Origin of the sequence: Mycobacterium sp. pR1184 (assembly GCF_041287235.1) — a bacterium.
GTDB lineage: Bacteria > Actinomycetota > Actinomycetes > Mycobacteriales > Mycobacteriaceae > Mycobacterium.
Map to the genome: position 1 here is coordinate 55,188 of NZ_JBGGKR010000016.1, position 12,629 is coordinate 67,816.

Genomic DNA, 12,629 nt, shown 5'->3' on the forward strand with positions numbered 1-12,629 from the left:
GCTTAAACGGCGGGTGCCCGCCCGGTATTCATCCGGCCGTCCGGCGGGTTCTTGGATAGGTTAGGGCTGTGGTGACCCGCATCGTGATCCTCGGTGGAGGCCCGGCCGGTTACGAAGCCGCGCTGGTGGCCGCCACCTCCCACCCCGACACCACCGACGTCACCGTCATCGACTCCGAAGGGATCGGCGGGGCGGCGGTGCTGGACGACTGCGTGCCGTCCAAGACGTTCATCGCGTCGACCTGGCTGCGCACCGAACTGCGCCGCGCGCCCCGACTGGGCTTCGACATCGACATCGACGACGCCAAGATCTCGCTGCCGCGGATCCACAAACGGGTCAGGACGCTGGCCGCCGAGCAGTCCGCCGACATCACCGCCGACCTGCTCAGCAAGGGCGTGCGAGTGGTCTCCGGGCGTGGCGAGCTCTGCGATTCGACCCCCGGCCTGGCCCGGCATCGCGTCAAGGCAACGGCGGCCGACGGCACGGTCACCGAGCACGACGCCGACGTCGTCCTGATCGCCACCGGCGCCAGCCCGCGGGTGCTGCCGTCGGCCCAACCCGACGGCGAACGGATCCTGACCTGGCGCCAGCTCTACGACCTGGAGGCGCTGCCCGAGCACCTGATCGTGGTGGGCTCCGGCGTCACCGGCGCCGAGTTCGTGCACGCCTACACCGAGTTCGGCGTGCCGGTGACGGTGGCGGCCAGCCGCGACCGGGTGCTGCCCTACGAGGACGCCGACGCCGCGCTGGTCCTCGAGGAGGCGTTCGCCGAACGCGGCGTCGACCTGATCAAGAACGCCCGCGCGGAATCCGTCGTCCGCACCGAGACCGGGGTCCTGGTCACCATGACCGATGGCCGGACCGTCGAGGGCAGCCATGCGCTGATGACGATCGGGTCGGTGCCCAACACCAGCGGCCTCGGCCTGGAGCGTGTCGGCATCGAGCTGGGCCGCGGCGACTATTTGAAGGTGGACCGGGTGTCGCGGACGACGGTGCCCGGCATCTACGCCGCCGGCGACTGCACCGGCCTGCTGCTGCTGGCCTCGGTGGCCGCCATGCAGGGCCGGATCGCGATGTATCACGCGCTGGGCGAGGGTGTCAGCCCGATCCGGTTGCGCACGGTGGCTTCGACGGTGTTCACCCGCCCCGAGATCGCGGCCGTGGGCGTGCCGCAAACCATGATCGACGACGGCTCGGTGCCGGCCCGCACGATCATGCTGCCGCTGCGGACCAACGCGCGGGCCAAGATGTCCGGCCTGCAGCAGGGCTTCGTGAAGCTGTTCTGCCGGCAGGCCACCGGCGTGGTCATCGGCGGCGTGGTGGTGGCGCCGATCGCCTCCGAGCTGATCCTGCCGATCGCGGTGGCCGTGCAGAACCGCATCACGGTCAACGAGCTGGCGCAGACGCTGGCCGTGTATCCGTCGTTGTCCGGGTCGATCACCGAGGCCGCTCGTCGGCTGATGGCGCACGACGATCTCGATTAGCCTTGCCAAGTGAGGAGTCCGTTCCCGTGAGTGACCCGTTGTCCACGCTGGGCCCGCAGCAACGCGCGGCGGCCTGGCAGCGCCTCGGCACCGAGCAATTCGACGTCGTCGTGATCGGCGGCGGGGTAGTGGGCTCCGGGTGCGCGCTGGATGCCGCCACCCGCGGGCTCAAGGTGGCGCTGGTCGAGGCCCGAGATTTCGCCTCGGGGACCTCGAGCCGCTCGTCGAAGATGTTCCACGGCGGGCTGCGCTACCTCGAACAGCTGGAGTTCGGGCTGGTGCGCGAGGCGCTGCACGAGCGTGAGCTGTCGCTGACCACGCTGGCACCGCACCTGGTCAAGCCGCTGCCGTTTCTGTTCCCGCTGACCCGTCGGTGGTGGGAGCGGCCCTACACCGCGGCGGGCATCTTCCTCTACGACAGCCTGGGTGGAGCGAAATCCGTTCCCGCGCAGAAGCATTTGACCCGCGCCGGCGCGCTGCGACTGAGCCCGGGCCTGAAGCGCAGCTCGCTGATCGGCGGGATCCGCTACTACGACACCGTCGTCGACGACGCCCGGCACACCATGACGGTCGCGCGCACCGCCGCGCATTACGGCGCGGTCGTGCGGTGCTCGACACAGGTGGTCGCGCTGCTGCGTGAGGGCGACCGGGTGATCGGGGTGCGGGTGCGCGACTCCGAGGACGGCTCGGTGACCGAGGTGCGCGGTCACGTCGTGGTCAACGCGACCGGGGTGTGGACCGACGAGATCCAGGCGCTTTCCAAGCAGCGCGGCCGCTTTCAGGTGCGCGCCTCCAAGGGTGTGCACGTGGTGGTGCCGCGAGACCGGATCGTCAGCGATGTCGCGATCATCCTGCGCACCGAGAAGTCGGTGATGTTCATCATTCCGTGGGGTAGCCACTGGATCATCGGGACCACCGACACCGACTGGAATCTCGACCTGGCTCACCCGGCGGCGACCAAGGCCGACATCGACTACATCCTGGGCACCGTCAACACCGTGCTGGCCACGCCGCTGTCGCATGCCGACATCGACGGGGTATATGCGGGACTGCGGCCGCTGCTGGCCGGGGAGAGCGAGGAAACCTCCAAGCTGTCCCGTGAGCACGCCGTCGCGGTGCCCGCGCCCGGCCTGGTCGCCATCGCCGGCGGGAAGTACACCACCTACCGGGTGATGGCCGCCGACGCGATCGATGCCGCGTCGCAGTTCGTTCCGGCCCGGGTGGCGCCCTCGATCACCGAGAAGGTGAGCCTGTTGGGCGCCGACGGTTATTTCGCCCTGATCAACCAGGTCGAGCACGTCGGCGAACTCGTCGGCCTGCATCCGTACCGGGTGCGTCATCTGCTGGACCGCTACGGCTCGCTGATGGACGACGTGCTGGCGCTGGCCGCCGATCGTCCCGAACTGCTGACCCCGATCAAGGACGCGCCGGGCTACCTGTTGGTGGAGGCGCTGTATGCCGTCGCCGCCGAGGGGGCCCTGCATCTCGAGGACATCCTGGCCCGGCGGATGCGGATCTCGATCGAATACCCGCACCGCGGCGTGGACTGCGCCCGCGAGGTCGCCGAACTGGTGGCTCCCGTGCTGGGCTGGAGCGCCGGAGACGTCAACCGCGAGGTCGCGAACTACACCGCGCGGGTGGAGGCCGAGATCCTGTCGCAGGCCCAGCCCGACGACGTGTCGGCCGACGAGCTGCGGGCCAGCGCGCCCGAAGCGCGTGCCGAGATCCTCGAGCCGGTTCCTTTAACGTGAACCGGCCGTGAGGCCCGCCCCGCTGCCGGTGCGCGACGGATTGGGGCCCGCGCGGGTACGGCTGCACGGCGGGGCGGTGCTGGCCGAGCTGACCGCGCGGTTCGGTGAGCAGGCCCGGGCCAAGGTCCTCGCCGGTGAGGTCGTCGACGCCGACGGGACGGTGATCGACGAGGCCACCGTGTTGCCCACCGGCGCCAGCGTCTACCTGTACCGCGACCTGCCCGACGAGGTGCCGGTTCCGTTCGACATCCCGGTGCTCCATCGCGACGACGACATCGTGGTCGTCGACAAGCCGCATTTTCTGGCCACCATGCCCCGGGGCAGCCACGTCGCGCAGACCGCGCTGGTGCGGCTGCGCAACGAGCTGGGACTGCCCGAGCTCAGCCCCGCGCACCGGCTGGACCGGCTGACCGCCGGGGTGCTGGTGTTCACCGTCCGCCGCGAGGTGCGCGGCGCCTACCAAATGCTGTTCGCCCGCGGCGAGGTGCACAAGACCTACCTGGCCCGCGCGGCGGTCGATCCCGCTGTGGCGTTGCCACGTGTGGTAAGAAGTCGAATTATCAAGCGCCGCAGCCACTTACAAGCCATAATCGAGCCGGGCGAGCCCAACGCGGAGACGCTGGTGGAACTGCTCTCGCCGGACGGACTGTACCGGCTGACGCCGCGCACCGGGCGCACTCATCAGTTGCGGGTGCAGATGGCGTCGCTGGGGTTGCCGATCATCGGAGATCCGTTGTATCCCAAGGTGATCGACGTGCCCGCCGACGATTTCAGCACTCCGCTGCGATTGCTGGCGCAGCGCATCGAGTTCGACGATCCGTTCACCGGGGCGCGCCGTATGTTCCTCAGCCGCCGCGACGCAGGATGACCTTGCGGATCTCGCTGACCCACAGCACCGTGCTGGACATGGCGATGCACACCAGCCACTGACCCACCGACAGCGGCTCGGTGGTGAAGGCCGTATTCAGCAGCGGCAGCTGCACCACGGCCACCTGTAGTAACGCCGAGAAGGCGATCGCCGCCCACAGCCAGCCGTTGGCGAACAGGCCACGAAACACGGTCTGCGTCTCCGAGCGGGCATTGAGGGTGTTGAACAGCTGGCTGAGCACCAGCACGGTGAAGCCGGCGGTGCGGGCCGTGTCGAGCGACGACGGCATCGGGCCGCCCGGGACGTAGAGGTGGATCGTCAGCAGTGTCGCGGCCGCGACGGCCGCGCCGATCACGACGATGTTGTTCCACATCCGCCCGTCGATGACCCGATCCGACGCCGCCCGGGGCGGCAGGCCCATCAAGTCCTCGGTTTGCGGGTCCGCGCCCAACGCCAGGGCCGGCGCGCCGTCGGTGAGCAGGTTGATCCACAGAATCTGGGTGGCCAGCAGCGGTAACGCCACGGTGTGCGCTTGCGAGAGGCCGATCGCGCCGGCCAGGACCACTCCGAAGAACACGGTCAGGACTTCGCCCATGTTCGAGGACAACAGGTATCGCAGGGACTTCTTGATGTTGGAGAAGATGCCGCGGCCCTCCCGGATGGCCCGCACGATCGTCGCGAAGTTGTCGTCGGCGAGAATCATCTTCGCCGCTTCTCTGGCGACGTCAGTCCCGGTGCGGCCCATGGCGATTCCGATGTCCGCCGATTTCAGGGCGGGTGCATCGTTGGTCCCCTCGCCGGTGACGGCCACGATCTCGTGGTCGGCCTGCAGGGCGCCGATGATGCGCAACTTGTCGGCCGGACCCAGCTGCGTGTACTGCGAGTGCCGGCGCACCGTTTGCCGGAGCTGATCATCGTCCTGCGCGGCGATCTCCGCCCCGGATACCGCCGTCTCGTTGTCTTCGATGCCGAGTTCGCGCGCGATGCGTGCCGCCGCCCGGGGATGGTCGCCCGTGATCATCACGACCCGGACCCCGGCGCGGTGGGCGTCGGCGATGGCCGTGGCAGCTCCTGGGCGAGGGGGATCGGTGAGGCCGACCATGCCCAGGTACGCCATCGGCTGGTCGGGCCGGTCGGCACGGGCCACCGCGACCGCGCGCAGCCCGTCGTGCGTGAGCCGCTCGGCGCCGCACCGGATGGTCGCCTTCGTCGCGTCGTCCAGTGGTAGGAGTCGATCATCGATCCGCACATATGTGCAGCGCGCCAGCACCGCATCCGGCTCGCCCTTGGTCACGCTCGTCGACGTGGGTGGTGACGCCGGTCTAGCACGGAGCTTCGTCCGCGCAACCAGGAAGGCCGCCTCGATGGGATCCCCCTCGGCAATCCAGCGACCACCCTGTTCCCTAAGCGAGGCAGCCGCACCGGCGGCGCCGGCGCCGAGCACCAATACGGTTTGGCGCCAAAGGCTCTCGCCTTCCCGAAGCGGGACCCCGTCGTGCTCGAAGCTGCCTTCGGGCCGGTATCCCGCACCCGTGACGTTGACATCCCCGAGCGGGGTGAGGATTCGTACGACCGTCATCTCCCCGGTCGTGAGGGTGCCGGTCTTGCCGGAGCACACCACCGAGGCCGATCCCAGGGTTTCGGCCGACGAGAGTTGTTTGACGACGGCGTTTTCGTCGGCCATCCGCCGTGTTCCCAGCGCGAGCACGACCGACATGATCGCGGGCAGCCCCTCCGGCACGGCGGCCACCGCCAGCGAAACGCCGAGCAGCACCGCGGTGACCACATCGTGGGCGCTGTGCACGCCGAAGACGATGAAGATGCTCGCGATCACCACGGCGCCCAGAACCAGCACGGCGATCCCGAGGACGCGGCTGGCACGGTTGATCTCACGCTGCAAGGGCGTCTCGTTGTCGTCGACCGCGCGCACCAGGCCGGCGATCTGACCTGTCTGCGTTGCCATCCCCGTGGCGGTCACCACCGCGCGCCCGGTGCCCTTGGCGACCGCCGTGCCTTTGAACACCATGCCGGCCTTCTCGTCCAGCGCCGTCGCCTCGGCCAGGGTCCGCGGATCTTTGCGGGCCGGCTCACTCTCCCCGGTCAACGCGCTCTCCAGCACCTCCAGCCCGTCCGTTGACAGCAGCCTGGCATCGGCGGCCACGGCGTCGCCCTCCGTCAGCAGCAGCACGTCACCGGGCACCACTTCGCTTGCGGCAACCCTGCATTCGATCCCGTCGCGAACGACGGTCGCCGTGGTCGTCGTCATCCGCGCCAAGGCATCGACCGCGCGCTCGGCGTGGGCCTCCTGCCCGTAACCCAGTGCGGCGTTGAGGACCAGAATGACCCCGATCACCAACGCATCGACCGGCCATTCGGTGGCCCCCTCGATGGCCCACACCGCAAGGGAGGCGAGGAGGGCGGCCAGCAGCAGGTAAATCAGCGGACTGCGGAACTGGCTGACGATCTTCTTCCACTTTGGCAGCGGCGGGACACGTTCGATGTCATTGGGTCCCACCGCGACGAGTCGGCGAGCGGCCTCGTGCGCGGTCAAGCCGGCTTCGGGATCGGTCCGGAGACGTTGGACGACGACCGGCGGATCGAGAAGCGCGGGATCAGGCTCGACCAGGGCACACACGTGTCATCGGCCGCTCGCCGAGGCGGCTGAGGAGGCCTTGCGCCGGGACTCGATCATGCGGTTGAGCACGATGTGTTCGACGAGGATCGGCACAAAGGTCTGCACCGGCGCGTTGACGAATTGTTGGGCGGCCTCTTGGCACCAGTCCTTGATCTGGGCGGTGCGCCGATCGTCATCGAGCCCCTCGTGCCGGGCCAGCTTGTCGGCGACCTCCACCACGGACCGCGCGACCGTTGCACGACCGGCCGGGGCGGCGTCGGTGGGTACCTGCACCTTCGCCAATGCGTCTCGGGCAACCTCTTCATCGGTGTCCGGACGGATTACGTGCAGGGTGAGGTGACGGCCGTCTTCGCCGATCAGGATGACACTGGCCGGCTCGTCACTGATGAAGCCCAGCAATTCGATTGTGTGCCCGGCGATCTCGGCCAGGGGCGGTGTTTCGTCCCAGCCGTTACGGCGGTAACCCACCATCACGACCTGTCCCAGTCGATCGGACACCGACGCCACCAGGTCGGGCAACTCCTCGACCAGGTTCTGCGACCGCGGCCACCAAGCTCCGTCGAGATGCTCCGAGGCGGCTCGGTACGGCGTGAGCTGCAATCGTGAATTGCCGTTACTGCCAACCACTTTCGACTCCTTGGGTTAGTCGGGCCAACTCGTCGCCCGAGATTTGTCGTTGGATAAGCTCAGCTGCCCGCCGCAGCAGGCGGGGAGCAATCGCGGGCAGCGCACTGGCCACCGCGGCCCCGAGCAGGGCCTGACTCCAGGCCAACGGGTCTACCGGGGTGCAGCCGAACAGCTGGCTGAGTCCCGGAGTGCTGACCACCACCACCAGCACTCCCAGCGAACCGACCGACGTCAACACCACCATCGGCGCCTGGGAGTCGATCAGAGTCTGGGCAAGTTGCGTGCTCACCAGCGCGATCAGCCCGACGGTCGCGGCGCGCTGCGGCATGCCGGTTGCGCTGGCCATCGTCCAGGCCAGCGTGGCGCCGATCGTGGTGGCGGCTCCGCGAATCCCGATCGCGCGCCACATCGCCGCCTCGTCGCGGTCCTCATCGGTTTTGCCCGTCTGCGGGCTGACGGCCAACGCGGCGGCCGGTAGCGCGTCCGTCAGCATGTTGACCAGCAGCATCTGCCGGGCGTTGAGCACCGACCGCCCGGTCAACAGGGCGGTCATCGTCGCGAAGCACGCTTCGCCGAGGTTGCCGCCCAACAGCATCGAGACCGCCGAGTGCACCCGCTGCCACAACTGCCGGCCTTCGTCGAGAGCATCGAGCAGCGCCTCGATCCGTTCGTCGAGCAGCACCACGTCGGCCGCACTGCGTGCCGCATCGCTGCCGCGGGCCGCCACCCCGATGCCCACGCTCGCCGCCCGGATCGCGGCGGCGTCGTTGACGCCGTCCCCGACCATCGCCGTCACCAGGCCCGCGCGCTCGAGGGTCTGAACCACGTCGATCTTGTCTTCGGGCGTCATCCGCGCGAAGACCACACAGGATTTGACGGTCTGCGCCCGCTGGTCGGCGGACAGCGCTTCCCAGTCGCTGCCGGTGATCACCTGATCGGCGCTCACGTCGATGCCCAGCTCCTGGGCGATCACCCGCGCGGTGCAGGGATGATCACCGGTGATCAACCGGACCGCGATGCCGCGCTCGGAAAGGCTCTGCAGCAGGGCGCGGGCCGTCGGCCGCGGCGTGTCAGCCAGGCCGATCAGGCCGACCGGGGTGAGGCCGGACGTGCACACGCTTTCCAGATAGCCGGGGTTGGCCGCGGCGGCCGCTGCCTGGTGCGGGGTGAGTTCGCGCTCGGCAACCGCCAGCACCCGAAGACCATTGGCCGCCATCTCGTCGACCTGCTGTGCCAGCGGCTGGTCGTCATGCCGCAGCGCCGACGAAAGCGCCTCGGGTGAGCCCTTGATGGTCAGTCGAGTGCCCACCAGCGCCGCGGCGAAGGGCCGGCCGGATGACTGGAACGGCAGGAACGCGTCGCGGCTGGGCCGCGGTGGTGGCGGCAACCCGTCACCTCGCAGCTGCGGGTCGTCGGCGGCTTGGGTGATGGCGTCGTCGGTGGCGTGGTCGACACGGTGGGTGTGCCTGGCATAGCTCGTGCTCACCGCCGCGTCGAGCACCTGCGCCGGGGTGTAGCCGGCCATCGGGTGCACCGATTTGACCCTCAGCCGGTTCTCGCTGAGCGTCCCGGTCTTGTCGAAGCAGACCACGTTCAACCGGGCCAGCGCTTCGATCGAGTGCGGATTGCGGATCAGGACCGATCGGCCGGTGAGCCGCCGGGCCGCGGACAGCTGGGCCAGGGTGGCGACCAACGGCAACCCCTCCGGAATCGCCGCGATGACCAGGGTGACCGCACTGGACATCGCGTCGCGCAACGGTGTGCCGCGCAACAGGCTGATCAGCCCGACCAGGCCGCCGCTGGCCACGCTGAACGGCAACGCCCGGCCGGTGATGTGGCGCAACTGCCGCTGCAGGCCGACCTCTTGCAACTTCCGCGGGGCCATCGCCAGCGCTCGGCGCATCTCCGAGCGCGAGCTCGCCGCGGTGACCACGGCCACCGCGGTGCCGGCGACGATTGTGGTGCCGGCATAGATCATGCAGGTGCGCTCGGCGAGCGGGGCGCCCGGTGTGGGCTCGGTCTGCTTGGCCACCGGTAGCGATTCGCCGGTCAGCGTGGATTCGTCGACTTCGACATTGATCGCGCGCAGCAGTCGGGCGTCCGCCGGGACCACCTCGTCGGCCCGGACTTCGATGACGTCGCCGAGCCGCAGCCGTCTGGTGGCAACGTTCTCGTAGCGCTGGGCCTGCACTCGGCCCACGTAGCGGCGCGCGGGCGGATCCTGCACGGCCAGCAGGCGATCCAACGTGCGTTCGGCGTACAGCTGCTGCTCGGCCGACAACGCCGCGTTGGACAACAGGACACTGCCCACCAGGACCGCATCCAACGGGGAGCCGAGCAGCGCGCTGGCCAGCGCCCCGGTGGCCAGCAGCGGGGTGATCGGGTCCGCCAGGTCGCCGCGCATCTCGCCGACGAAGTCGCGGAGCAGCCCCCATGACGCGGCGGTGGCATCGTGCACCGCACGAACCGCCGGCCGCTGGGACCACCACGTTGGTACTTCCACCACGCGTTGGTCGGTGGGGCGGGGCAACAGTCGCTGCACTTCCGTCACGGGCAGTGCGTGCCATTCGTGGCTGGTCTCCGGCTCGGGCAGTGGATCGCGAAACGCCTTGGCGGCGGCCCGGTATCCGAGCCACAGGCTGGTGACCATGCCGATGTTGACCGACGTCGAACTGCGGCCTGGCACACCGGGAATCAACATCAAGGCACCGAGCGCCGACGCCGAGGCGGACAGCCGGACGGCACCCTCGGTGGCGGACCGGGCGGCGGGCAGTGCGTGCAGCACCCGCCAGACGCCGGTCAGGTCGTCCACGATCACGTCGGCATTCCATGGCGGCGGCTGCCCGTCGCGCAGCACGCCGATCGTGACGTCGGACCGGTGTGCGGCCCGCATCTCCGCCGTCGTCAGCAGCGCCACGGTGGCGCCGCCAGCCTTCAGTTCGGCCACCGCTGCCGCCACCGCGTGGTCGATCGAGCTGTCCGTGGGATAGAGCTGATCGAATCCCCTTGCCAGAGAACGTAACCCGTCGTCATCCAGCGAGAAGATCCGCGGCTGCGACCGGCGCGCTTCGGTCAGCACCGCCGCGGCGAACGGATCGCGGACCGGGCTGATCAGCGCCTCGCCCACACTGCCGGCGCCGGGGATGTCGGCCAGCTGGTGCCAGCCCGGCTTCAGCCCGTCACTTTCGAGTTCGGCCCGCACCGCTTCCCACGCGTGGGAACGTACCGAATTCTCCACGCCCAGAACGCGACTGACCATCAGCTCGTCGGTGTAAAGCGCTCGCGGGTCGATCATGATCGCGTCGATCCGATCGAGCGAGCGCAGCACGCGAGGGTGCAGCACCAGCGCGTCATGGTGGACGTTGAGGCCGCTGCTCATCGCACAGGCGAACGCCTCACGCACGGTGCGCAACGGCTTCGGAACGGTAGTGAGCGCGGCGGCACCGGCGGTGTCGAGATTGCGCGACAGCAGACCCACCAGCGCGCCGGCACCGAGGCCCGCCAGGCCGATGCGGTTCGCGTAGCGTTCCGCGGGGCCGTCGGGCGGGCGGGGCCGGTCCCGCGTCGTCAACGCCGCATCGTCCGGAATCGGTTGGCAGCCCAGTGTGGGTTCGTGCCGGGACCACGCCAACCGGCAACTCCACGCCTCCGCCGCCAGCAGGGTGTTGGTAGCCGCCTCGGCGGCCGCTGCCGTCGGCGAGACCGTCAGCGCGGCAGTAGCGGCGTTGACCAAACCGAACAACACGTCGGTTCCCTCCGGGCCGAGGCGTTGTTCCAGCTCTCGACGCACTCGCGGCAGGTGATCGGCCAGCGTCGGTACCACGGCCACCAAGTCGGGCATTCTGGGCAGGCGCAGCAGGCTGCCGGTCAGTGAAAGACCAAGGCCCACAGTGGCCGCCGTAGCCGCGACCATCCGTGCCACCAGCAGCGCATCGTCGCCCGGCAGCGAGGCCGGGTGTTGTCGCGCGGCGCCTACCCGGCCGCGCGATTCGGCGTTCTCGACGATCCGGCACAGGTCGGTCAGCGAGGGCGCATCGCGGGTATCCAGGGTGACCACGACCCGCGCCAGGGCGCGGTTGAGGAAGGCCGTGTGAACGCCGGGTGTCGCGCGGACGGCGGCCAGCACGTCGGTGGCGATGGTGCCGGCATGTTCCCCGCCGAGACCTCGCACCTCGATCCAGCACCGCGGCCCGCTGCGGCTGGTGCGCCGTGCTGCGGGACCGCCCAGCGCCTCGATCACCACCGCCGCCGTCGCGCGTGCCAGCGACGAAACATCCGGTGCGGCATGGGTTAACGTTCTGCTCATTCTCGCCGCCACGCCCGCACCGGCCAGCGCCGTGTGTGCGGCTCCGGTCGCGGCGACAACGCTTGCGCTAACGGCCATTTGAGTGCCGCCGACGGTCGCCCGCAACGGGCCGGCCACCAAGGCCAGGCCCGGCAAACCACGCGGCGTGATCACTTCGTCAGACTATGCGGCGCCGGCCCGAATCAGAGGAGGCCTAAGGCCCCCCTTCGGGGGCTTTCGTCCCTTGCGAGAGGTTCGCGAACAAAGCGAACATCGTTGACGGGCCACTCGCGTTCAGGGAGGTTTCACCGATGCGTACCGCTTATCACCGACAGCTGGCCGACCTGACCACGCAACTGGGCGAAATGTGCGGCCTGGCAGGTGTCGCGATGAAGCGCGCGACGCGGGCTCTGCTCGAGGCCGACCTCGTCGCCGCCGAGCAGGTGATCGGCGACCACGCGCGAATCGTGGCATTGCGGGCCCAGGTTGAAAAACAAGCCTTCGCGCTGCTGGTGTTGCAGCAACCGGTGGCCAGCGAATTGCGGGCGGTCTTCAGCTCGATACAAATTATCGCCGACGTGGAACGCATGAGCGCGTTGGCGGTGCATATCGCGAAGATCGCCCGGCGCGATCACCCCAAGCACGTCCTGCCCGCTGAAGTCGGCGAGTACTTCGCGGCGATGGCCAAGGTGGCAATTACGTTGGGCGACAGTGCGAAAAGCGCATTGATATCGTGTGATCCGCGACAGGCCGGTCTGCTTCACGAGCAAGACGACGCGATGGATGACCTTTATCGGGAGCTGTTCAGTGTGCTGATAGATCGGGAATGGCCGCACAGTGTCACCGTCGGTGTCGAAACGGCATTGCTGGGCCGCTTCTACGAGCGCTTCGCCGACCACGCCGTGGAGATCGGCCGTCGCGTCATCTTCATCAACAGCGGTGTGTTGCCGAGTGAGGATGAGATATCGGCGTACTGACG

At 69.1% G+C, this 12,629-nt stretch carries 7 protein-coding genes; 4 read left to right on the top strand and 3 right to left on the bottom strand.

Features of this window, described 5'->3' with window-relative positions; genetic code table 11:
* Positions 1-68: 68 nt before the first annotated feature.
* The 3 genes from ACAG21_RS24115 to ACAG21_RS24125 are packed head-to-tail and all read left to right on the top strand — an operon-like array spanning position 69 to position 4,103.
* Entirely contained in the window at positions 69-1,484 is a 1,416-nt protein-coding gene (locus tag ACAG21_RS24115; RefSeq protein WP_370498778.1) for an NAD(P)H-quinone dehydrogenase, read from the top strand.
* 26 nt (positions 1,485-1,510) lie between these two features.
* Positions 1,511-3,235, top strand: a complete 1,725-nt coding sequence (locus tag ACAG21_RS24120) for a glycerol-3-phosphate dehydrogenase/oxidase (RefSeq protein WP_370498779.1) — start codon at positions 1,511-1,513, stop codon at positions 3,233-3,235.
* 7 nt (positions 3,236-3,242) lie between these two features.
* Complete coding sequence (locus ACAG21_RS24125; protein ID WP_370498780.1) at positions 3,243-4,103, top strand: pseudouridine synthase; 861 nt, start codon at positions 3,243-3,245, stop codon at positions 4,101-4,103.
* Here ACAG21_RS24125 and ACAG21_RS24130 read toward each other — a convergent pair.
* From ACAG21_RS24130 to ACAG21_RS24140, 3 genes are read right to left on the bottom strand one after another with little or no spacing between them, the layout of a single operon-like run.
* On the bottom strand, positions 4,081-6,738 hold the full coding sequence (locus ACAG21_RS24130; protein ID WP_370498781.1) for a cation-translocating P-type ATPase: 2,658 nt from the start codon (positions 6,736-6,738) through the stop codon (positions 4,081-4,083). The two genes, ACAG21_RS24125 and ACAG21_RS24130, sit on opposite strands and share 23 nt — an antisense overlap.
* A gap of 3 nt (positions 6,739-6,741) precedes the next feature.
* The gene (locus tag ACAG21_RS24135) at positions 6,742-7,365 is read right to left on the bottom strand and encodes a DUF5994 family protein (RefSeq protein ID WP_370498782.1); all 624 of its coding nucleotides are present in this window, start codon (positions 7,363-7,365) and stop codon (positions 6,742-6,744) included.
* The gene (locus ACAG21_RS24140) at positions 7,352-11,749 is read right to left on the bottom strand and encodes an HAD-IC family P-type ATPase (RefSeq protein ID WP_370498880.1); all 4,398 of its coding nucleotides are present in this window, start codon (positions 11,747-11,749) and stop codon (positions 7,352-7,354) included. The genes ACAG21_RS24135 and ACAG21_RS24140 overlap by 14 nt, the downstream gene beginning before the upstream one ends.
* 212 nt (positions 11,750-11,961) lie before the next feature.
* Here ACAG21_RS24140 and phoU point away from each other — a divergent pair, with 212 nt between their 5' ends.
* Entirely contained in the window at positions 11,962-12,627 is a 666-nt protein-coding gene (gene phoU, locus ACAG21_RS24145) for a phosphate signaling complex protein PhoU (RefSeq protein ID WP_370498783.1), read from the top strand.
* The last annotated feature ends 2 nt before the right edge of the window (positions 12,628-12,629 follow it).